The organism is Robertmurraya sp. FSL W8-0741 (genome assembly GCF_038004005.1).
In the GTDB taxonomy this organism is placed as follows: domain Bacteria; phylum Bacillota; class Bacilli; order Bacillales; family Cytobacillaceae; genus Robertmurraya; species Robertmurraya siralis.
This window is the reverse complement of record NZ_JBBOQG010000001.1, coordinates 2,527,415-2,550,681: the sequence shown is the minus strand read 5'-3', so window position 1 is coordinate 2,550,681 and position 23,267 is coordinate 2,527,415. Positions and strand designations below refer to the sequence as shown.

General features: G+C 37.1%; 22 protein-coding genes. 3 read left to right on the top strand and 19 right to left on the bottom strand.

Translation table 11 applies throughout. The features are described 5' to 3' along the window. The first annotated feature begins 27 nt into the window (after nucleotides 1-27). Nucleotides 28-1,397 (top strand): IS3 family transposase gene (locus NST02_RS12355; protein WP_340949086.1). Its coding sequence is split into 2 segments (ribosomal slippage): nucleotides 28-493 and nucleotides 493-1,397, totalling 1,371 coding nucleotides; the frame shifts between segments, so codons are not numbered across the junction. Between the two features lie 63 nt (nucleotides 1,398-1,460). On the opposite strand, the gene NST02_RS12350 is transcribed toward NST02_RS12355, so the two are convergent. The 7 genes from NST02_RS12350 to NST02_RS12320 form a co-directional block, all read right to left on the bottom strand. Continuing rightward, nucleotides 1,461-3,401, bottom strand: coding sequence for a PAS domain S-box protein (locus NST02_RS12350; protein ID WP_340949085.1), 1,941 nt, complete (start codon nucleotides 3,399-3,401; stop codon nucleotides 1,461-1,463). A gap of 5 nt (nucleotides 3,402-3,406) precedes the next feature. Next, nucleotides 3,407-4,222, bottom strand: coding sequence for a CheR family methyltransferase (locus NST02_RS12345; protein WP_235879419.1), 816 nt, complete (start codon nucleotides 4,220-4,222; stop codon nucleotides 3,407-3,409). 68 nt (nucleotides 4,223-4,290) lie between these two features. After that, nucleotides 4,291-6,984 (bottom strand): response regulator, encoded by a 2,694-nt coding sequence (locus NST02_RS12340; protein ID WP_137743074.1) that lies wholly within the window; start codon nucleotides 6,982-6,984, stop codon nucleotides 4,291-4,293. A 735-nt stretch (nucleotides 6,985-7,719) separates the two neighbouring features. After that, nucleotides 7,720-8,721 carry a YeiH family protein gene (locus NST02_RS12335; RefSeq protein WP_095306347.1) on the bottom strand — a complete coding sequence of 334 codons (1,002 nt, stop codon included), beginning with the start codon at nucleotides 8,719-8,721 and terminating at the stop codon, nucleotides 7,720-7,722. Between the two features lie 387 nt (nucleotides 8,722-9,108). Further along, nucleotides 9,109-9,261 carry a hypothetical protein gene (locus NST02_RS12330; protein ID WP_170211211.1) on the bottom strand — a complete coding sequence of 51 codons (153 nt, stop codon included), beginning with the start codon at nucleotides 9,259-9,261 and terminating at the stop codon, nucleotides 9,109-9,111. 89 nt (nucleotides 9,262-9,350) lie between these two features. Beyond that, on the bottom strand, nucleotides 9,351-9,932 hold the full coding sequence (locus NST02_RS12325) for a hypothetical protein (RefSeq protein WP_095306239.1): 582 nt from the start codon (nucleotides 9,930-9,932) through the stop codon (nucleotides 9,351-9,353). A 431-nt stretch (nucleotides 9,933-10,363) separates the two neighbouring features. Further along, nucleotides 10,364-10,720: a hypothetical protein gene (locus NST02_RS12320; protein ID WP_095306240.1), complete on the bottom strand. Its 357-nt coding sequence runs from the start codon at nucleotides 10,718-10,720 to the stop codon at nucleotides 10,364-10,366. A 447-nt stretch (nucleotides 10,721-11,167) separates the two neighbouring features. Here NST02_RS12320 and NST02_RS12315 point away from each other — a divergent pair, with 447 nt between their 5' ends. Together NST02_RS12315 and NST02_RS12310 are read left to right on the top strand one after the other, a co-directional pair. Then, the gene (locus NST02_RS12315) at nucleotides 11,168-11,701 is read left to right on the top strand and encodes an RNA polymerase sigma factor (protein WP_095306241.1); all 534 of its coding nucleotides are present in this window, start codon (nucleotides 11,168-11,170) and stop codon (nucleotides 11,699-11,701) included. After that, nucleotides 11,694-12,482, top strand: coding sequence for a hypothetical protein (locus NST02_RS12310; RefSeq protein WP_340949084.1), 789 nt, complete (start codon nucleotides 11,694-11,696; stop codon nucleotides 12,480-12,482). Before NST02_RS12315 ends, NST02_RS12310 begins: the two co-directional genes overlap by 8 nt. A gap of 91 nt (nucleotides 12,483-12,573) precedes the next feature. Here NST02_RS12310 and NST02_RS12305 read toward each other — a convergent pair whose 3' ends face one another. The 12 genes from NST02_RS12305 to NST02_RS12250 form a co-directional block, all read right to left on the bottom strand. Next, complete coding sequence (locus NST02_RS12305) at nucleotides 12,574-13,587, bottom strand: PAS domain-containing sensor histidine kinase (protein WP_235879421.1); 1,014 nt, start codon at nucleotides 13,585-13,587, stop codon at nucleotides 12,574-12,576. 18 nt (nucleotides 13,588-13,605) lie between these two features. Then, nucleotides 13,606-14,049, bottom strand: coding sequence for a GAF domain-containing protein (locus NST02_RS12300; protein ID WP_095306243.1), 444 nt, complete (start codon nucleotides 14,047-14,049; stop codon nucleotides 13,606-13,608). A gap of 12 nt (nucleotides 14,050-14,061) precedes the next feature. After that, entirely contained in the window at nucleotides 14,062-14,715 is a 654-nt protein-coding gene (locus NST02_RS12295; RefSeq protein ID WP_137743077.1) for a response regulator, read from the bottom strand. Further along, nucleotides 14,712-15,386 carry a sensor histidine kinase gene (locus NST02_RS12290; RefSeq protein ID WP_137743078.1) on the bottom strand — a complete coding sequence of 225 codons (675 nt, stop codon included), beginning with the start codon at nucleotides 15,384-15,386 and terminating at the stop codon, nucleotides 14,712-14,714. The genes NST02_RS12295 and NST02_RS12290 overlap by 4 nt, the downstream gene beginning before the upstream one ends. 554 nt (nucleotides 15,387-15,940) lie before the next feature. Then, nucleotides 15,941-17,248 carry a NarK family nitrate/nitrite MFS transporter gene (locus NST02_RS12285; RefSeq protein WP_095306245.1) on the bottom strand — a complete coding sequence of 436 codons (1,308 nt, stop codon included), beginning with the start codon at nucleotides 17,246-17,248 and terminating at the stop codon, nucleotides 15,941-15,943. Continuing rightward, nucleotides 17,245-17,523, bottom strand: a complete 279-nt coding sequence (locus NST02_RS12280) for a hypothetical protein (protein ID WP_095306246.1) — start codon at nucleotides 17,521-17,523, stop codon at nucleotides 17,245-17,247. The genes NST02_RS12285 and NST02_RS12280 overlap by 4 nt, the downstream gene beginning before the upstream one ends. After that, complete coding sequence (locus NST02_RS12275; RefSeq protein WP_095306247.1) at nucleotides 17,516-17,821, bottom strand: hypothetical protein; 306 nt, start codon at nucleotides 17,819-17,821, stop codon at nucleotides 17,516-17,518. Before NST02_RS12275 ends, NST02_RS12280 begins: the two co-directional genes overlap by 8 nt. 188 nt (nucleotides 17,822-18,009) lie before the next feature. Next, nucleotides 18,010-18,534, bottom strand: a complete 525-nt coding sequence (locus NST02_RS12270) for a QcrA and Rieske domain-containing protein (protein WP_095306249.1) — start codon at nucleotides 18,532-18,534, stop codon at nucleotides 18,010-18,012. Nucleotides 18,535-18,545: 11 nt separating this feature from the next. Next, the gene (locus tag NST02_RS12265; RefSeq protein WP_340949083.1) at nucleotides 18,546-19,106 is read right to left on the bottom strand and encodes a 4Fe-4S dicluster domain-containing protein; all 561 of its coding nucleotides are present in this window, start codon (nucleotides 19,104-19,106) and stop codon (nucleotides 18,546-18,548) included. 3 nt (nucleotides 19,107-19,109) lie between these two features. After that, a complete protein-coding gene (locus tag NST02_RS12260) occupies nucleotides 19,110-21,275 on the bottom strand; it encodes a molybdopterin oxidoreductase family protein (protein ID WP_137743079.1) in 2,166 nt (721 codons plus the stop codon). Then, nucleotides 21,262-22,341, bottom strand: coding sequence for a hypothetical protein (locus NST02_RS12255; protein ID WP_095306252.1), 1,080 nt, complete (start codon nucleotides 22,339-22,341; stop codon nucleotides 21,262-21,264). Before NST02_RS12255 ends, NST02_RS12260 begins: the two co-directional genes overlap by 14 nt. Nucleotides 22,342-22,955: 614 nt before the next feature. Continuing rightward, nucleotides 22,956-23,246 (bottom strand): hypothetical protein, encoded by a 291-nt coding sequence (locus NST02_RS12250; protein WP_095306253.1) that lies wholly within the window; start codon nucleotides 23,244-23,246, stop codon nucleotides 22,956-22,958. Between the last annotated feature and the right edge of the window lie 21 nt (nucleotides 23,247-23,267).

Sequence of the window (23,267 nt, the reverse complement as noted above, 5' to 3'; positions counted from 1 at the left end):
CAATCTGACGTTTACGGGGGTTTTTTTATGTCCAAATTTACTGCAGAAGAAAGAATAAAAATAGTTTTACGGTATGTATATGGGAATGAGCCTATCAATGAGATTGCACGAGATGTTCAGGTAAACGCAGCTATTTTGAGTGGATGGATTCGTCTTTACGAACATCAAGGTATTGAAGCTTTTCAAAAAAACTATACAAGTTATTCCACTCCGTTTAAAATGGATGTACTAAATTATATGAACGAAACGGGCACATCTTCTATTGATACAGCTGCGATTTTTAATATCTCTTCTCCGGGAATGATACGAAATTGGAGATTAAAGTTGAAGCAAGATGGAATAAATGCCCTACAACCAAAGAAAAAGGGGCGTTTATCCATGAAGAAAGAAATAAAGAAAAGTGGAACAAAGAGAGATACTTCAACAGCAGTGGAAGATACAGTAGAAGCATTACAAGTGAAAGTGGAACGATTAGAAATGGAGAACGCCTACTTAAAAAAGTTGAATGCTTTAGTTCAAATGCAGGAAAAATTACAAACAAAATCAAAGCGCAAGTAATTTTTGAACTAAAGGAGCAGTATGAGGTCGTGGAATTAGTTAAAGTCGCAGACATTCCACGTAGCACGTATTATTATTGGGAAAAACGATTGCATCAAGTAGATAAATATGGGGAAGTTAAAGAGGCAATCAAAGAGATTTATCATGAACACAAAGGTCGTTATGGGTACCGTCGAATAGCTAAAGAACTAGAGAAAAGAGGATTTCATCATAATCCGAAAACTATTAATCACCTAATGAATGAAATGGGACTAAAATGTCTGGTACGAATGAAAAAGTATCGATCTTACAAAGGCAATGTAGGGAAAATCGCCCCCAATCTATTAAATCGTGATTTTTCTGCCAAAAAAATGAACCAAAAATGGGTAACTGATGTTACAGAATTCCACCTTTTTGGAGAGAAACGCTATCTCTCTCCAGTACTTGATTTATGTAATGGTGAAATTATCGCTTATACCGTGATGAAACGCCCTGTTTATAAGTTAGTGGGAGATATGTTAGAGCAGGCGATTGAACGAATTCAACCGGGAGATCAAGTAATCCTCCATTCAGATCAAGGTTGGCATTATCAAATGAATCAATATCAAAAAACATTAGAACAGCATCAGATTACACAGAGCATGTCCCGAAAAGGGAATTGTTTGGATAATGCAGTCATAGAGAATTTCTTTGGCTTATTAAAGTCCGAACTCCTTTATTTACAGGAGTTTGACAGTATAGGGCATTTTGAAAGGGAGTTAGCGGACTATATATACTATTACAATCACAAACGAATGAAGGCAAAATTAAAAGACCTAAGCCCGGTGGAATACCGAACTCAAGTCTTAAAAGTTGCATAAAAATATTTGTCTAACTTTATTGGGTCAGTTCAAAAGTCTCGCCACTTGCTTCTTATATTTGAATTATTCGCAAACGGGAAGAATAACTTCCACAGTCGTTCCTTTCCCTTCAATGCTATTAATTCTTAGTTCACCATCATGACTTTCAATGATACTTTTCGAGATCATTAAACCGAGACCCGTTCCCTTCTCTTTCGTTGTGTAAAAGGGATTTCCTATTTTATGTAAAAGATGTGCCGGGATACCCGCACCCGTATCATGAAAAGCAATTAAAACTTTGGAGTCGAGTCTTGTTGTTTCAAGAGTAATCTTGCCACCGTTTCCCATTGCCTCGATCGCATTTTTGATAATATTTATAAATACTTGTTTTATTTTGTTCTCAACGCCATTAAAGAAAAGATTATGTATGGTTTGCTGGTTTATATGGTTGATTACAACACCGTGCAAATTGGCTTGAGCACTCATTAACATTCGTACATTTTCAAGTAATTCCTCTAAACAAACTTGTTTAAATTCATCTTCTGTTGGCTTCGCCAGCAATAATAATTCCCCAACAATCGTATTAATTCTTTCAATTTCTGATATCATAATTTCAACATAGTCACTTTCCGTTGAAAATTGATGGTTTAGCAACTGAGTAAAGCCTTTTAAACTCGTTAATGGGTTGCGTATTTCATGGGCGATTCCTGCGGCAAGCTCCCCAACAACATTTAACTTCTCAGATTGTTGGATAAACTCCTGGTTCCTTTTGATTTCTGTAATATCACGAATAACAATATGTAATGATTCCTCTCCGCCATAAACAAATGGAATAATCTTTACCTGAATATCAATAATGTCACCATTTAAACAAACAAATTTCTCTTCATAAGGCAACACCGGTAAACCAGCTTCAATTTCCTTATAGACCTTTTTAGCGCGCTCATGATAGGAAGGGTGAATAATATCATAGATGCTCATGCCGACTATTTCTTCTTTTGAATTTGCTTTTAATAATTCTACTCCTGTCTCATTAATAAATGTAATCTTATCACTCTTAACTTTTCTGACTATAATCGTTTCTGGGGCTTTTTCAACAAGTAAACGATATTTTTCCTCACTTTCATATAACTGATTAAGAGTTGCCTTCTTTTCTTCAATTTCTCGTTGGAGATCTTTATTGATTTTATAGAGTTCCTTTGTCCTTTCGACAACTAAACTCTCCAACTGAGCAAAATGCTGCTTTCTTTCAGTAATATCTCTAATCGTACATACATATATTTTTTCATTTTCAACTTCTGCATCTGCAAGATGGACCTCAATTGGAAAAGATGTATTATCCTTTTTTAAACCAACAGTATCGACATTTGCTCTTCTCGGGATATTGTCAATTGAAAATTCAAACAACACATCAACCCGTTCTCCAATTAATTCATTGCTTAAATAACCAAACATCATGGTCACAGCAGGATTTACGGAAAGAATTTCACCTTCTTCATTAAAGAAGACAATTGTATCAATAGAAGTCTCGCCAACTGCACGAGCCATTGCCTCTTTTTTTCGAAGTTCTATCGACACTGCTTCCAGTTCTTTCGTTCTTTTCGAAATCAATTCGCTTTGTTCAATTACTTTTTTCTTATGTAAATACATAGAAACAAAGGCATCAACCTTACATTTTAAAATGATCGGATCGACAGGCTTCAATATATAATCTATTGCTCCGACGGAATATCCATAGAGAATATTCTCGATCGTTTGACTTAAAGCGGTGATAAAAATTATTGGAACATCCTTTGTTTTCTCTCGTTCACGAATCATTTTTGCGGTTTCAAATCCATTTAGCGTAGGCATCTGTACATCCATCAGAATAACAGCAAATTTTTTCTTAAGCACCCATTTCAATGCCTCCATACCCGAATTTGCCTGGATGAGACAATACTCTGGCGAATCGAGCACCGCTTTTAAAGCCAGTAGATTTTCCGGTCGATCATCAACCAATAGGATATTGACGCGTCTATCCTCCATTACTCTCACACCCCTGTATCCTTTTGATAGATTTTTTCTTTATTATCGATCACTTGATATTGTAAATTTGTCATTCTATTCAATAGCCCCTCGCGACTCCCCAGTCCCAAAAATCCATTGTTGCTTAAACTATGAAAAAACAAAGAATGAACACGTTCCTGTAATGATCTATTAAAATAGATCAAGACATTGCGGCAAATAATCATATGGAATTCATTAAACGAACCATCTGTAACCAAATTATGTTGAGCGAAAGTGATATTTTTCGACAAACTCGCATCAAATTTGGCAAAATCTTTTTGAACTGTATAATAACCGGAGAAATCCTGTACCCCGCCGGAATTAACATAATTATTCGTATAATCCTGCATTTTTTTTAATGGGAATTCGCCTTTTTTCGCTGCCTCCAACACTCTTTCATTGATATCTGTCGCATAAATTCTTGACTTGTCAAAAAGGCCTTCTTCCTTTAAAAGGATTGCCATTGAATAAACTTCCTCACCGGTTGAACATCCAGCATGCCAAATTCGGATAAGTGGATACTTAGCCAATTTAGGCAGTATCTTTTTCCTCATCGTCAAGAAAAAGCTAGGATCACGAAACATTTCCGAGACATTAATGGAAAAATCAAAATACAGCTTCTCCATCATTTTAGGATCATGGAGAACCCGATCGAGCAGCTGAGTCACAGTTGCTATTTTCTCTACTTTCATGCGGTATAAAATTCTTCTCCTAATTGAAGTCATTGCATAATCTCTAAAATCAAGCCCGTAACATTGATAGATTCCTTCAAGCAAGAGTTTAATTTCAATAGTTTCCATTTTGCTACTCTGCTGAACATTCATTTTATCTACCTTTCACTTCAACGTCTAAGCTTTAGACGATAATTTTATTTATAAAGCCATACCTTTAATAATGAATATAGCTGCTCTAAATTAACCGGTTTCGTAATATAGTCGGACGCCCCAGCATCAATACATTTCTTGCGATCATGACTCATCGCCTTGGCGGTTAATGCGACAATTGGCAAATCAACAAAGCGCGCATCTTTACGAATCTTGCTCATCGCCTCATATCCGTCCATCTCAGGCATCATAATATCCATTAACACAATATCGACATCGTCGTGTTCCTGAAGATATTGAATCCCGTCTCTCCCATTTTCAGCAAAGGAAACGTTCATTCCAACCGCCTCTAATGCTGTTGTAAGCGAAAAAACGTTTCTCATATCATCGTCGACAACAAGAACCTTTTTTCCTACAAGATATTGATCCTGTACAGATTCGGTTAAAAGAGTTGGATCTGCAATTAATTGGGGGTATACTTCTTCGACAGTAACCGCAGCTTCTTGTTCGCTAATAAGTTTTTCTGGTAAATTTGAGATTGGTAGATAAAAGGTAAATATACTACCATTCCCCTCTTGACTAGTAACAGTTATGTATCCATTCAATAGGGCTGCCAGCTCACGGCTTATCGACAACCCTAACCCTGTGCCGCCATACTTGCGACTCGTAGTTCCGTCCGCTTGTTGAAAGGCTTCAAAAATAAGCTGTTGATTCTGTTTTGAGATGCCAATTCCAGTATCGGATACTTTAAACATGACATACGTTTCTCCCCAACTTCCAGCATGCTTTTTTACCTCCAGCTTTACAAAGCCTCGTTCAGTAAATTTAATCGCGTTGGAAAGAAGATTTTTCAAGATTTGATAAACCTTTTGCTCATCCGTATATAAAAATCTTGGAATTCCAGCTTCAATATCGATCTTGAATTGAATGCCTTTCTTTACGGCAAGCGGTTCAAATTGTTTAATTAAAGATTGTTCCAATTCACTCATATTCATTTCAATTTCATGAACGTCTAATTTCCCGGCTTCGATTTTCGTTAAATCGAGAATATCGTTAATTAAATTCAGCAAATCTTTCCCTGCTGCATATATCGTACTAACATACTCTTTTTGCTTGACAGTTAAATTTTCTTCTTTATTCTCGAGTAATATTTGCGCAAGAATAAGCAAGCTATTTAAAGGAGTTCTTAATTCATGAGACATATTCGCCAAAAATTCTGATTTATATTTAGAGCTTAATTGAAGCTGCTTTGTTCGTTCTTCCAACTCCAGTTTTGTATTTTCCAAATCCTTTGTTTTTTGCTCTGAATGTCTATATTGAGCCTCCAGCTCTTCATTCATTGTCCGCAGCTCCTCTTGCTGAAGCTGCAGTTCTTCAGATTGACTCTGTAATTCTTCATTGAGTGTCTGTGCCTCTTCTAACAAATTTCGCACCTGCATTTGTTGATTAATTCGATAAATGGTGATTCCAAGCTGCTTTGTAGCCTCCATAAGCAATTTTTCCTGCAAAGGTGTAAATTCGGTCAGCGTTGCCAGCTCCATTACCCCGACAACCTCCCCATCAAGATGAATGGGTACAATCATAATTGCATTCGGCTTTGCTTCACCAATGCTTGAGGAAATAGAAATGTAATTATCTGGAATATGAAAAAGCTGTTTGATTTTTCCATCTTTAGCACATTGACCAACTAACCCTTCTCCCCACTTAATTTTTTCCTTGCCTTCAAATTCTATATTTTCCGCACCTGCATAAGACGAAACCTGGGTCAAATATCGTAAGGATTGTTCGTCCTTCACAATGTACAGGGAACCGTATGTAGCATCTACCATCGGAACAATTTCCTGAAGATATGTATCGCCCAGCTTTAAAATATCGAGTATCTCCTGTGATAACATGGAAAGGTCAGCAAGTTGCTTTGCGAGCCAATTTTGTTCTTCAATCTCTTCGGTATATTCTCTTTCCATACGTTCATGATCCTCTAGCGCTTGCGCCATTTCATTATATGCCAAAGCAATTTCTCCGATTTCATCTTTTCCAGTCAATTTCAGTCTTGGTAGATTTTCCGATCCATATTGAATACTTTTCATCACATCCCTTATACTGCGAAAGCGGGTTTTAATATCGCGAATGACCCACTTGGAAACAACATAACCAAAAATCAGTGCAATCATAATAGACGAGATGCTTATTTTGATAAAGAGATCATAAGTGGCTTTCGAATTGTCCAATGTGTCTTCCATAATCCCTTCCTGAATGGAAATCAACTCATCAATAACTGTGACAATTTGTCCATATTGCTCACTAGCCATTGAATCGATCCCAAAAACCGCATTGGTGCCATTATATAATACTCGTGAAAGACTCTCCTCAACTGTTTTTTCATACGAATCTACTTGAGAAATCAGCGTATTTAATAGCGCTTTTGCTTCTTGCGCCTTGATGATATCCTTCAATACTGCAATATCATCATCAATCCCAATCATTGCTTCACGAATGCTTAAGACTTTTTCCTCTTTATCTTTATCAGCACTCTGAAGTAAAATCGTTAATTCATTATCAATGTTCTTCGTACTTGAACGAATATGATTAAGTAATTTTATTTTTTCATACCTATCCTCAACTAAATTATGTATATCTTGATTTTGATGATTGAGAATTCCGACAATAAGTGCAATCATGACAGTTACCAATAAAATCATTAATCCAAAGCCAACATATAATCTTGTTGTATATTTCATCCAAAGCTACCCCTTTTATTTATTGTTTTTCTCTAATTTCTCCATTGCATGACATATAAATCATCAATTTTACTATTTTCCCTCTTTATTTAAAAGTAAACCCACTATGACTTCTATTTTATATAAATTTGCTGAATTTTGTATGCAGTTTTTTCATAAATCCCCTTTGTCCATCTAAGCCCATTTCGGCTTTGTTGCATTGAGAAGAGGGAAACAGACAAGCTTGCTCTTCCTTTTTGACTTGGCAAAGCGGATTTTTTTTACGATCCGTTTATTCTTTCTTAAGGTTAACTTGCATGAGTTAAAAAGAGACGTGTACTCACAAAACATGCTCAGCAACAGCCGATTTATTAACTAGATGCTCAAAGGGTGGAAATATGAGAAAAATTGAGGATGTCGCATTTAAAGATAGCCGTGGTCAGAGCTCGACTAGCCAGAGGCAATAAGTGGCCATCGCCTTGAAAGACAAATGTGATTCATTTGAAGTGTTTTTAAATACAATCTTTACGATATTGATGAAATACAAAAAACGATTAAACGAGCAGAACAAAGCCCCTTAACGCTTTTTATTGCTTCCAGCTTCACCAAAGTCCTTTTTATCATGACTCTGTTATATGTTAGTATTGATACTTGCCGCATTTTCTATCTGATTTCAGTATAACTAAAAAGACGTGTGAAACCTTGATTTCACACGAAATAAGCCTTTGAGCAACAATATTGTTAAGCAATCCTTTACTATAAAAAGCGGATCATGATTAAGCTCACGATAGAGACTACAACGGAAGCAAATAACCCTGTTAAAAATGGTTTGTATCCAAGCTTAACGAATCCTTTCAAATTAACCTGCAATCCTACTGCTGCCATCACCATGACAATGATAAATTTCGCAAAGTCATTGCTAAATGCTTGAAGCCCTTCAGAAAAAAAACCAAGAGAATTCAAAATGCTCATAAATAAAAACCAAAGAATAAACCATGGAAAAGCATTTTTCAAAGAATTTTTGACACTCCCTTTCTTTTGATTGCTCATTAAAGCAGGCAAAATAAGAATTACCGGGAGCAGAAATAGTGTCCGTGCCAATTTTACAGTTGTTGCAACATCTCCTGCTTCACTGCTGTATGCAAAACCTACTGCAACTGCGGAAGAAGTATCATGAACAGCGGTACCACTCCATATTCCAAAATCAATTGCATTGAAATTTAGTAATTGACCGACAAAAGGATAAACGAAAAAAGCAATTAAATTGAAAAAAACAATCGTTGAAATAGCATAAGCGGTTTCATCCTCCTTCGCGTCCAGTATCCCCTTTACACAAGAAATAGCTGTAGTTCCACAAATACTTGTCCCAATCCCGATCATCAGCGTAAGAGTGCGATCGAGCTTAAGTAATTTTCCAAACCAGTAGGTAAGTGCAATGCCCAAAATGACTGAAGTGACAACTACTATAATGGACTGCCGGCCAATGTCTACTATGGCATTTAAATTCAAGCTTATTCCTAATAAAACAACAGCCAATTTTAACAGCTTTGTCACAACAAAGGTTATTCCTGATTGATAGATGGGGGAAACATCCCATAAACTTCCTAAAATGAGTCCTAAAATAATGGCAAATAAAATACCTCCAACTAAAGGAAAAAGACTTCCTAAATAATGGGCAACGATCGCAATCACAACAACAAGGATCATACCTCTTAATCTTTTCTTCCACTTTGTGTTCAAATCTTGATGTATAAACAAATTTTCCACTACTCCCCTAATAGACGCACCAAACAAATCGATATTTTTATATCATACACATAAAAAAGGGTATCAAAGAATTGACTTCTTTAACACCTTTTTTTCTGTTACGACTTGCTGTAGCCGTTCTAATCAGTAAAAATTGATAGATTTTTTAAGAATTTTATAACATAAGAGCTATCAGTAAAAACCTGAACAGCACCTCTATCAACCTCTTAAATGAATCAAGCTCGACCATCGATAACTTCGCGCTCTAGCCCAGTCGTCACCTCAATATGTTTATATAGTAATCACTTTTGCTCTTCCGGATTTTCTTCAAAAATTTATTAAATGGTGCGATAAACCAAAAAAATATTAGAGAACCCTAAAAAAATAAAGTCAACCATCTTAATGGTCAACTTCATCCTTTTCCGTTAGTTCGAGTTCAGCTCTCATTCTTTCTTCTTCTTCATCAACACTAATTCGCGCGATTTGTTCGACCAATTGATGGTGAACAAAGTCCATGTCCTCCTGACAGTGAAACGGTTGCTTTTTTTTCATGTCAGTCACTCCCTCTTTGCTGTGATTCTGCTTGTTTATAGAGTCACCTTGAGACATTATATTTATTCATAAGCAGCACTTGAACATGTTTACTTGAAAGGCATCCCAATAAGTTGAGAAATGGCGCGACAAAATTTATGCCAATTTTCAGGGAAGGTGTGCAAGCCCTCACTTTCATATAGCTTTCCTTTAGTTTTAAGGATGACAGACCAGCTTATACCGTCTAATACGAGAGCCTCAGGCTGATAATCCCGCTCCCAATTCCATATTTTCAATCGAATTACTTCTTTTTTAAACTGTTCAACATTGCCAATATATATCGTTTTCTCTTCTCGATCCTTTTGCATTAAACTGGCGTTTCTCCATTCAAACATATAAAAACGCTGATGTACAAAATCAACTTCAACTTTAAAAGATGGGCCTGGAAACCTGCCGATCATTGCAGTTAAGGATTGAAGCTCCTTTTCTTCCCTGATTGACACAATATCTCCTGTAACCGAAAATAAATCTTTTTTTCTAGTCACGACAGATTTTACTTGAGAAACTTGAACGGGGTTTTCTTTTCCACTTTTACTAGTCCAGTTCCTTTCGTTCATTTCTTCGCAAATTGTGTGAAAAGAAACAGGTCCCTTTTTTTCTAAAATATCAATAATAACTTCATACATATTCATCACTAAACCCATTCCTTCGAATTCTATATTATTAAAATGCTCTATATTTTAAATATATCTGAATAGAATTATAAAGCATTTTTTCAAATTTGACTGTAACAAAGTGCACGCTGACAAAAAATAGCAGATTTAATAATAACATTATCACACTAAATCTTTACTTCATTTCATGCAAAGATCAGCTTTCACATCGCAGCAACAACCATAATTGGGCCCATTAAACGAGCATTAATCATCAACTATTGATTTATCGCAATAATTTCATTAAAAATTCAGAAATTTACAGATGATTGGGCATAATTTTCTCCATTGCACACCTTATCGTTCCATCCATTTTAATCCAAACAATTAGACAAAAGCCTTATCTATCATAAAAATGACAAAAGGCTTTGAGAGCTTTCCTCAAAACCTTTTATGAGCTAATTATCCCGTTAACTCGGCGCTTGACTCACCTTCAGCATCAAAATTTCTTCTTCTGTTTTCGCTATTTTCAGCAACTGACTGTCCAGCCTCTTATTCACTTCCTGAAGATGCTGTCGATACACCCCTTCAATTCTATTTATCGCCTCATTGATGACCTCTGACAATTTCTCAGTCGGCTGCCCTTCTAAGCGAAAGAGAATATCTTTTATATCCGTTATATCAATTTGATTGACGATGACTCGATGCTCAACACTATCTATTTTTTCGAGCTTTGCTAACCTCTCATCGATTGCCTGCAGTTTCGTATCAATTGTCGCACTCATCTGATTTAATAAAGCGAGTACTCCTTGCAACTCTTTTTCCATCTCACTTACTCCTTTCTAATATAGATATTGTAACATTTACATGGTAAAAATATTGTTACAATAAAAAGCTATTTCGTTTGACAATTTTTTAACTTTTTTACTTATCTGTTGACAATAAAGGTGATTTCAACAAGCACAAACAAATAACCTTTATTTTTTACTCAGGCTCTGTTATATGTCGGTGTTGATTTTTGGCTCCATGTGAAACCAAAGTTTCACATGCCTTTCAGTATAGCTGAAAGGTCTTCTGATTCCATGAAACGATAAGAGAAATCTCTTTTTCTCCTATCGTTTCATGGAATCAGAGAGAAAATGAGCCCAAAATCAGTTAAAAAACGTAATAACGAAATTATTATGGTACTATGAACAAACTTTTTCGATAAACTTTTGGTATTAATAAATAGAAGTGCATTTCAAGTAAGTTCTCGAAAGGAGCGAAATTAATCCATGGAACGGTCATTGCTGCAGCGCATTAAATCAGGTGATAAAGATGCTTTTCGAACCTTTTACAATCAACAGATTGATAAAACGCTTCGCGTTGCAATATTAATCACGAAAAACCATGAACTCGCTAAAGAAGCTACCCAAGAAACATTTATACGGGTTTATCGAAACCTCTCTTCCTATGATGCAAGCAAACCCTTCGATCCTTGGTTTTATCGAATTTTGACGAATGAATGCTACCGTATTATGAAGAAAGAAGCAAAAATAAGCACTCAACACGCTTATATTGATCCTGATATAAAAGACAGCTCGATTAAAACCGATGATTACTCGGAATTGAATGAAGCGATTCAGTCGCTCAATGAGCTATACCGAATTCCTATTATTTTGAAATATTTAAAAGGATTTTCAGAACGAGAAATTTCAACTGTTTTAGAAACAAATCAGAATACGATCAAATCACGCTTACACAAAGGTAGAGCATTATTAAAGAATTATTTGAACGATCTCGAAGAAAGGGGGAAAAAACATGTTTAATGACGAGGATAAAAAAATTGAGGAGTGCTTAGGAGATATGTCAAACTTCGACCCCAAAGAAAAAGAAGAGATTTGGAACAATATCGAAAAAGAATTGTTTATCGATGAAAAAAAATCGAAACCACCGAGGCAGAAAAAATGGGGGTTATTAGTTGCAGCTGCTGCTACATTATTCATCGCCTTTTCTTCACAGACCGATACGGGAAATGCTTTAGTTGATAAGATGAAAACAGTATTTGAACCTGGCACGGTCAGCGCTTTAGTGGACAAAGTAAAATCAATGTTTGAGCCTAAAAAAGAAATCGTCCAAAGCATTGAAGGAATTGATGAGGATACGAAGTTAACATTAAATGAAGGAAAAGAAGCGGAGTATGTTATCTATATAGATGAAGAGCGCTATGTAATGAACAGAACAGATGATGGGGACATTATTACGCCAAAAATCCCCCTTGATGCGCAATATCCTGAAGTTTCCATGGCCATTAGGCAGCAAAAGGATGTTCCAGCAAGTAGCGCATTTCAAAAATTAAAAGAAGACATTTTAAGAGATTATCCGTATCTAATTCTTGAGGAAGAAACGAATGAACCCCTATCAGGCTTCGTTCTTTTAGCAAAGAAAGACGGACATGACTGGGATAACGAATTGACCAAAGTATATGTTCTTGATAACGGTGCTGGCGGAAGCTTTATCATTCAACAAAAATATTTTTCTGAAGCCGAAGAAGGACACGGAACTCGATTTGATGCGATGCTAAAAGAATTTCATATTGTCAAAGATTGATACGGCATAAAAGGGCAGTTATCATTTTGTTGTTGATAACCGCTCTTTTTTATCAAAAAAAACAAGTAAGAAATGATGCTATTCAATGGCTTCATATCGGCACTTCAAAGACCACCTTTGTACCCTTTTCAACTTCCGAATAAATTTGCAGCATTCCATTAACAGCGCGAGCTCTTTCTTCCATGCTAAAAAGACCAACACCTCGCTGGACTTTATCCTGTTCAAAGCCTTTACCAAAATCCTCTACCAGCACTCTAATCGAGTTATCTAATTCTCTAATCGTTACAATTGCCTTATCTGTTTCTGCATATTTACGCGTATTTGTTAACGCTTCTTGAATAATTCGGTATATCGCGACTTCCTTGTTAGATGGAATTCTTCTATTTAAATGACAATCCAATTCCACATCGATGCCATAATGCTTAGAATAGCGAACTAAATAGGAACGAATTGCAGGAATAAGTCCTAAATCATCAAGAACGGAAGGGCGCAGCTCCCATGATATTTTGCGAATTTCTTCAATTAATTCGGCAGCTTCATCTCGAAGTTGATCAATAAGAGGATGGTTGAGTTCCGACTGAAGAAGATTGATTGTGATAAGGTGACTATACAAGTTTTGACCAATGCCATCATGAAGTTCGCGAGAGAGTTTTTTTCTTTCATCTTCTTGCACGTCAATTAATCTCGTCATCATTTTCTTCAATTCTTCTTCGATTTTCATTCTTTTCGTAATTTCATAACGGATCGCTAAATATTGATAAGGTCGACCGTGTTCATTTAAAAAGGGGACAATTGTAGTATCAACCCAATAATAATTTCCTGTTTTCGCTTTATTGCGAATTTCTCCCTTCCACACTTTTCCTGATGAAATTGTTCTCCACATCTCCCGAAAAAATTCCTTCGAGTGAAATTGAGAATTTACGATACGGTGATCCTTCCCGATCAATTCTTCTCTTGAATAAGCAGATATTTCACAAAATTTATCATTAACATATTGAATAATGCCTCTCTGATCCGTATACGCGACAATCGCAGATTCATCTAAAGCATATTTTAAGTCTAATAACTCTTTAAACGGCTGGGAAAAATTGGAGTCAATATTCATTGTTCCACCTCTATTCATTCAGCAGCTAATTATCTTCTCAATTTTATTTGAAGCCGCTTGTACAATTAATACATCTTCTCGAGAAAGTTGTTTGTTGGAACGGTTACCCACTAATAATACACCTTTTGCAGCTTCCTTATAGTAAACAGGAACAGCGTGTGAATAAACTAGTTTTTCTGCAAGCATAATCGGGTATTCTAATACCTTGCCGATAATATGATGGGGAAAATCTTCAATCGTCATCGCTCTTCCAGTCGAAATAACTCTACCCGCAATTCCTTTGCCATATCTGACAGAAATCAGTTTATATTTTTCATTATGGTTACCGGCAGCAATATGCCATTTAATATCAGGTCCAATTGTATTCTGAAAAGCAAACCCAACGAAGTCACAGTTAATTTCTTTCTTAAGTTGCTTGCACTCTTGTAAAATAGGCTCATAATTTTTACTTTTATTAAACATGGCGATCTTCCTTTACAAAAAATGACCTAAAAGCCCCTTCTTTAAAGCAAAAGCAACAAGTTCAGGCCTCGTCTTCATATGAAGTTTCTCCATTATGTTTCCTTTATGCGTTTCAACTGTTTTAACACTGATCGCTAACTTTTCTCCAATTTCTTTATTCGAGTAACCTTTCGCGATTAATGTTAAAACTTCCCGTTCACGATCGGATAATAGATGAATTAAATCCCCATCTTCTTCCCTTGTACTACTTAAATACTCTTCCATCAATCTTTTCGTCGCAGAAGGATGAAGATAGGCATCTCCGTTTGAGACAGATTTAATTGCTTGAATCAATTCCTCATGGGGGGCACTTTTTAAAATACAGCCAGAGGCGCCAGCTTGAATCGCTCGAAATAAATATTCTTCATCATCATGCATCGTCAAAATCAAGATGGCAATTTCCGGCATTTGCTTTTTTAATTCTGAGGTCGCTGAAAGTCCGTCTTTGCCATGGGGCATGCTTAAATCCATGACCACAACATTCGGCTTTAATTCGTGGGCTTTTTCAATTCCTTCATTTCCTTCAGAAGCCTCACCAACTACCTCCATATCAGCGTGATGATCTAAAAGCATTTTTAAGCCCATCCTAACGACAGCATGATCGTCTACAAGCAAAATTTTAATCAAACCTTCTCCCCCTCCCCATTGACATTAGAAGCAAACCCCAACTCCAAACGAATTGTCGTCCCCTTTCCTAACTGTGAAGTAATGATGCAGTCTCCACCAATCAGCTTCATTCTTTCTGCCATCGCCGCCAACCCATGACTTTCTATATGTGCATCGACATCAAATCCAATTCCAAAATCCTGAATCAAAATTTGAACACGATGATGCTCCCAATTCAATTGAAGCTTTATTTTAGCAGAATCCGCATACTTGGCAATGTTCGCCAAAGCTTCTTGACACACACGGAAAAGTCCAATACGATGATTCACCGGCAGAGGAATTTCTTCTCCAGCTTGTTCGATGTCCACAACGATTCCGAACGTGGAAGTATACAACTTCAAGTAGCTTTGCAATGCCGGGAAAAAACCAATCGTTGAGAGTGTGGGTGGATGCAGTTCTACAGAAAGATAACGAATTTCTTGAATCGTTCTTTCTAATACTTCAGCCATCTCGCGAACGTAATTTTTCATTTTTATATCTTCAGTACTTGTTTCTAACAATTGAATACCAGTATAAATACTGAATAATGTTTGAGCCACTCCTTCATGGAGTTCTAATGCAATTCTCTTAATTTCATCTTCTGATGACTGGAGTAAATATTGATTAATATTTCTTTCTGGGCCACGCTCCATTATGCAATTTCACCCCTTAAGGTCCAGTGATTCTTCTCTTATAACTATAACATCCGAGCGAGACTTTCGCGAAGCAGAATTCAAATTGACAACTAAAACGTCTTCTGAGTCTTCTATTCATGTCGATATGAGTTCATTCAGTTTTCGTTAAATCAAGATAATGTCCAGAAAAAAAGAAAATCCCCCATTTTTAGCATCATTAAGTCACTCAGCCAATTAAAATTAGAAAGGGAGATTTTCTATATATAAATTAGACCATGACTATCCAGCATGTTCTCTCCATGGATCGTGTGGTCCTCATCCAAAAAACACAACTTACTGCCCAATCGCTAAAACTAGCAAGCCAACCTTCCTTTCAGTACAGGCGATTCCAGTTCTCTTCATTAATGGTTTTAATCCGTTACGTAACAGCTAAATCTAACTAAAAAAGGAGAAAGGGTCTGCTTTATCCTTAATATCTACTAACAACCTTAATTAATGGAATAGAAAAAGCTGAAATCAAAAAGTCGTTTTTTTTGACGGCTTTTTGATACAGCTTCTTAAAAGCAGTTACGTTAAGAAGCTTGTTCAATATTTAAATCAAGCCCTTTTTTTCGCTGATAATAAAACCAGTTAAGAATAAATGAAATGACATAAATAGCAATAAAGAAATAAAAGGCTGATACCGGTGATCCTGTCGTGCTTGTTGACCAGCCGAAAAGCTGCGGAATAAAGAATGAACCGTATGCTGCAAACGCTGCTGTAAATCCTAATACTGGTGCAGCTTCCTTAGCTGGGAAAATAGACGGGATCATTTGGAAGGTTGAACCCGAGCCAATTCCAGAAGCCAAAAATAGAATTAAGAACGAGATTAAAAAGCCTGAGAATGTTTTTGCATTTGTGAAATAAATAACTCCAATCGCACCAATTGTCATCACAATAAAAACCCAGGTAGTTACAAGTGCACCGCCAAGCTTATCAGAGAGCCAACCCCCAACAGGTCTTGCTGCTGCAGCTAATAAAGCCCCAAGGAAAGCCAGTGAAATATATTCTGGGAATTGCGATTTCAACAAGAGCGGAAATGCTGCTGAATACCCAATAAATGAGCCAAATGTGGCAACATATAATATTGTCATAATCCAAGTGTGCTTACGCTTCACGATAACAAACTGATCTGCTACAGATTGAGTAGTATTAGGAAGATTATCCATTCCAAAATAGGCTGCAATCGTTACAATCGCAATAGGAATCACCCAGATAAAGGCTGCATTTTGTAGCCAAACCGTCTCTCCATTCGATAACACTTGACCTTCTCCCATGAACGCAAAAGTACTCGTTGCAATAATAAGCGGGGTAACAAATTGAACAACTGAAACCCCCATATTTCCTAAACCACCATTAATGCCAAGGGCTGTTCCTTTCTCTGCTTTTGGGAAGAAAAAGCTTATATTTGAGGAAGATGATGAAAAATTTCCTCCTCCTAGTCCGCAAAGTGCCGCTAACACTAACATGACAGTATAAGGTGTATCTGGATTTTGAACCGCCATACCAATTCCGATAGCAGGAATGGCTAATACTGCTGTGGAAATAACAGTCCAGTTTCTACCACCGAATTTGCCAACAGCAAATGTATAGAAAAATCTTAAAGTCGCACCCACCAATCCTGGAATCGCAGCAAGAGTGAACAATTGCTCTTCAGTATACGTAAAACCGATATCATTTAAACGGACAGCTACGACGGACCAAATTTGCCAGACAACAAATGCAAGCATTAACGAAGGAACAGAAATCCATAGATTTCTTTTTGCATGTTTTCGACCAGTTTCTTTCCAAAACTTTGGATCTTCTGGATTCCAACTTGTAATTCGTGCTTCTTTACTCATGACACTCGTACCCTTCTTATTATATATTTTAAATTGCCTAAGCGATCAGTAGCTGTCCAGTTATCGCTTTCTATTATAACCTCAGCGTTTAGGGGAATAGCGAAAAAATTCTGATGTTCAAAATAAATTCGCAAATGAGTTTGATCTGGACAGACCCCAATCCTCTTTATTTCTTTCTGAACAAAGGGAGCACGCTCCTCTCCCTCTATATCCTGGATCGCAACTTCAACTGTTTTAAACAAATAATGCTGTTGTAGAAAATCGCGATTAATCACAGCTATTACATCCCTTCTGAACAGGATAGACATACATTTGATAACCTTGTAAAAACTCCCAAAAATGCTCTGAAGCGTGCTCTTCCAAAAATTGAATGACCTCTGACTCCGACTGCCACCTACTCATCCCTTTTACCTCAGCGACAACTACTTCAGCCTCTTCGATTTCTTTTTCGTCTAAGTACCAATGAAGCTTTGTTCCTTTAAAAAGGGACTGCAATATTTGCTCGATGTCATTTCCAAAATTACCGCTTGCCTTGCGAATAAAGCAAAAATCTAAAAATGTTTCACTAATCATTTGCCATCACTTCACTTTGCTTCCTGTCGCGTTTATAAACGAAAAGAGCAATAGGAAAGACAAGAAGATTTAACAGACAATAAAGGAGCGCCCCCTCGTAATTTTCAAATTTGAATTGATGGACCATTTTTTGTGTGAACACTATATTTAACATGAGACAGATTAATAGCAATATAAAGTTTACTAGTCTATGATTCATAACGTTTCACCCTAACAGCGTAAACCGCTCCGTTTTCTACAGACACTTCAATTGTTGGCAATGGTCGTCTTGGTGGTCCAGCAGTTGGATTCCCTGTTTCTACATCAAACTTCCCATGATGGCATGGACAAAGCATCTCTCCTTTTTCCTTTTCCCAAAAAACCGGACATTGTAGATGAGTACATGCACTGTTATAAGCAACGTATTTTTCCTCGGACAGACGAATTAATATCGCATCATCATGCTCTCCTGGAAATTTGAATTCAACTGCTTCTCCCACGCCAATTCTATCAATATCTGTAATTTTCTTATGAGGATATTCCTTTTCGCTTAATCCTAATAGCTCTTTCGCTGCCACTGCTCCCCAAGGAAGCGACGACACTGCAAATACACCGGCAGCGCCGACCAATGTTTTCATAAAACCGCGTCTATCTAATTTTCTTTCATTATTGCGTTGAATATTATGCGTGTAATTATCTTCTGGAAAGGGGATTTTATTATTTTTTTCCGACATGACGATCCCTCCTAAAACAATTTCGTGACGCCTTGCAAAATACCTGGCAGATTCACGCGTACATTTGTTTCACTCTCTAAAAATGGTAAACTTGTGACCCATTTTCCATTGTCGAGGTTAAATTGTTTCTGTTTCGCTTCAATCTCTTCATCCGTCAGCCACTGCAAAGTGTTAGATGGACATACACTTGCACACATGGGTGGAATCCCATCCTTCGTTCTGTCGATACAAAGGTCACATTTATACATTAAATTTTGCTCTGTATCAAACTTTGGTATTCCGTATGGGCAAGCAATCGTACAGTTTTGACAACCAATGCACTTTTCCACTAACGCCGATAAAACAGCACCTGTTTCATGAATTTGAATGGCTTGTGCTGGACAACTTCTCGCGCAAGCTGGATTCACGCAATGAAGGCACATGAGAGGCATCGTTTGCCGATTTACAAGTGGATTGACGTCATAGACATAGTTTCTATTTCTCTCTTCATGACCTAGACACTGTGTGCATGCAGCTAAACAAGAGCGACAGCCAATACAATTTTCTAGTTCTAAATAGAGCCTCTTCTTCATTTATTACACCTTCTTTATTGATTGTTTTTCGATTTGTGCTGCACAAGCCTTAAATTCTGGCATTCTCGACATTGGATCAAGTGCCGGATTTGTTAAGAGATTAATGGACTCTTTATGACCGAAGTGATAAGGAACAAAGACTGTATCACTCCGAATTGCTTCCGTTATCTTAACCTTGTATACCGCTTCCCCTCTGCGTGTAAACAGACGTACCCGTTCTTCATGCTCAATATTGTACTTTTTTGCTGTCTCCGGATGTACCTCCACATATGGCTCAGGGCACATATCTCGTAAAAATTGAATTCGTCTTGTCTGATTCCCTGACAGGTAGTGATACACGACTCGTCCAGTTGTTAATCGGAGCGGATACTGTTCACACGGCTCTTCAGCTGGTGGTCTGTATGGAAGCGCACAAATTTTTGCTTTTCCATCAGGGTGATAGAATTTCTTATCTAGGAACATATGCGGTGTTCCTTCATCTTCTTCACTCTTACAAGGCCAGAAAACGCCGTCTTGCTTTTCGATTTTTTCCCAGGTAGCACCAGAATAATCAGCATAGCCACCTTTTGTCGCACCTCTGAATTCATCCGCTACATCACGGGCCGTTTTCAAATGAGAAAAGTATTTTCCTTTTCCTAACCGTTCAGCTAGTTCCACTTGAATTTGCCAGTCTGGCTTTGATTCCCCAAGCGGCTCTTGAGCTTTGTTAATTTTAATAATACGACCTTCTAAATTCGTAACAGTTCCTTCATCCTCGGACCATGTTACAGTTGGCAAAATGACATCTGCAAATTCAGCTGATTCTGATAAATAAAAATCTGAACACACCATGAAGTCCAAATTTTTCATTGCATTACGAACAAAATTTAAATTTGGTGCGGATACAGCTGGGTTTGAACAAAGAAGATATAGTCCACGAATAACTTTTTGATCCATTAATTCGAACATTTCATATGCAGATACACCTGGTTTCGGCATTTCTTCTGGTGTAATTCCCCAAAATTGACATACCTCTTTGACATGCTCAGGGTTGGTAATTTTTCTATAACCTGGTAATAAATCTGACTTCTGACCATGTTCACGTCCGCCTTGACCATTCCCTTGACCAGTAAAAGTAGCAACACCAGATTTTGCTCGCCCAATTTTTCCTGTTACTAGTGCCATATTTGTATACGCTGAAACATTGTCGACACCTTTATGCTGCTGTTCGATACCGCGGGCAAACATGACAACAGCGTTTGGTGCTTTTCCATAGAGCTCCGCAGCACGAATGATTTTTTCAGGCGCAACGCCGGTAATTTCACTCGTATATTCTGGTGTAAATTGCTTCACTAATTCCTTCGTTTCTTCAAATCCGTTTGTGTGATTCTGAACAAACTCTTCATCAGCAAAACCATTTTCGATTAATAGGTTAAGAATTCCGTTTGCAAGTGCCAGGTCTGTACCAGGTCTTAAATCTAGATGGACATCTGCTCTTCTTGCAATCGGGGTTTCACGCGGGTCGGCAACGATTAAGTAGCCGCCTCTTTCTTGAACATTCCAGATTCGGAACATTGAAGTAGGATGGCACTCTGCAGTATTACTTCCTGCAATAAATAAACAATCTGTTTCATGAATATCTGTCCACGGTAATGTCGACCCTCTATCTACTCCGAAGGAACGAAGGAATCCACCAGCAGCACTGGACATACAAAAACGACCATTATAATCAATGTAGCGAGTTCCTAGAGCTACTCTGGCAAACTTTCCTGTTAAATAACATTTTTCATTCGTCATTGACACTCCACTGAAAACAGATAAACTATCATTCCCATAGTCTTTTTGGAGCTTCTGGAAATTTTTTACGATATGATCATATGCCTCTTCCCATGTTGCTTCACGGAAGCCTAATTTTGTACCTTTGAGCGATTTATCATCACGAATTAACGGTTTTAGAAGTCTATCATCATGGTTCGTTTGTTGATAGGCAGTAACTCCTTTCGGACACATTTTTCCGACTGTTACCGGCCAGTCATAACGAGGTTCCACCCCAATAATTTTATTTGTCTTTGTATTGACCCTTAAATTCATCCCGCATTGCATTCCACAGTAACTGCAATGAGTTCTTACTAACGTTTCATTCGGATGATGCAAATTATCAACTTCTTTAAAAAACTTATCCCTTTGCATTCTGGTTAGCCTCCTTAACTTTTACTTCATGTGTAGGGAACCCAGAAAATTGGGCAATTCGATATTTCCTTCGACACGGTAAGCAAAGCTCTGCTAAATGGAAATCTTCTTTCTTAAATTCAATTTCATTGATACCAAGTACTTGAACAACATCCTTTGATTGCTCAGAGGAAACAAATTCATCTCCACAAATCTTGCAGGCCTTCATTGATTGTTCCCCGTAGTGTTCACGATAATTTCGGGCAAAAACACTTAATGGTCGGAACGGAATATGAGCCAACTTTCCAAAAGGCAAGTAAATCATTGTGACGACCACGGAATATTGATGAATCAGACTCATTACGTAATGTCCCCAGCCGTGGAGAAATAGATTACTTACTGTAAGGAGCAAGCCTGTAATACTGATAAAAAGCAATAAGTAAAGTGGTAAGAAATCATAAATGAATTTTTGCTCCGCACGAGCCTGCATATTTTTAATTCGTCTATATAAAGCCATGCATACACCAGCAATGACCATGAATGCAGAAATATTTAACGCATTATAAGAAAGATTGGCTATTAATCCATCTGCCTTTACAGTCATAATGTCCATTCCCATTAAAACAATCGTGTAATAACCATTTTCCGGCATCGTAAAGTACATCCACCCAAAAACAAGCGGGAATGTCACTAAACAAGAAAGAAGGCAACCCCAACCTATTAAAAAGTGTTGTGTCCAGCGGTATATCCCGCGATTCCAGATAAATCGATAGGTCGCTAACTGCTCAACCGAAGTCTTTGGTGTGGATTTTCTAAATAAGAGCTTTATTCCTTTTTTGATGATAATCTTCGTTGGGGGTCTTTCTCCCCAAGCAATAAAGCGGTAAAAGAACCCCCCAAGAAATACGATCGTTCCAACCATATAACCATATAAATTTAAATCGACATGTGTGAACATCCTTGTGCCAATAAATGTTAAAATGCTGAGCACTAATACTGACAAAAACATTGATTTCGCAAACTTTGAGGCAAATGCGCTATTTACCGGGTGCTCCGCTTTTTGATTTGAAACCATTTTTGCTTCCATATTGATCCTCCTTGTTCCAATTGCTTAACTTTATTGTAAAATCAGTTCTCTTTTTCTCGTATCGGGAGATCTCCCTACTGAAAGGAGGAAATTCCCTTAGTCGTCGATTTAAGCTGAATTCGCAAAAAATTAAGCTGCCAAAAACGTTGATACAATAGGATTTCTGAGAGGTTGACGATATTGTGTCAATTTTGTTAAGCATTGCACAAACTCGAATGAAGATATACGTATGAAGCTACCTTTTCCTTTTTCAAGCTGCTAGATTTACCTTATTGCCTTTGTGAAATTTGCGATTTATTTAACGTTTTCTTCCTCTTGGATATTCAATGAAAGCCGTGTCTCTTTGTTCAAAAGTCAATAAATATGAAAACGATACCATCCATTAAAGCAACAATAACAAAAAAAGCAAGGAAAGAAAATTTCATTTTTCCTTCCTTGCCTTCATTTAGCATTTAATCACCGAATGTTCAATTCGAAACTTTTATATTTATAAATACTTTTTTAGAAGAAGCTTCTCTTCACAAAGCTCTTACTTTAATTGTTTTCACGAGGCAATCACCCTTACTTATGATAGAAAAATAGATTGCGTTTTAACCATTTTTGCTTTCATTTTTTTATTGAAGTAACTCTCCAACAAAAATGATGTAGGCAAGAAAAGCTGTCAAAACAAGTGAAAAACCAACAGTAAAGATGCTGCGAAATACACTGCTCCAATTATTAACACCGGTAAATCCAATGATTCCTATGATGAGCACAATTAACGTAAAATAAAACAACAATTGTAAAGGATGGATACCTATCCATCTAAGGATCCGCTCTTTTAGCGAATTTGAAGACGCAAGCAAAATAAAACCAATAGTGTAGAAAGTTAAATAAAAGGACAAGCGATTACAGAATGTTCCCATTCGCCTATACCTCCTTATTTA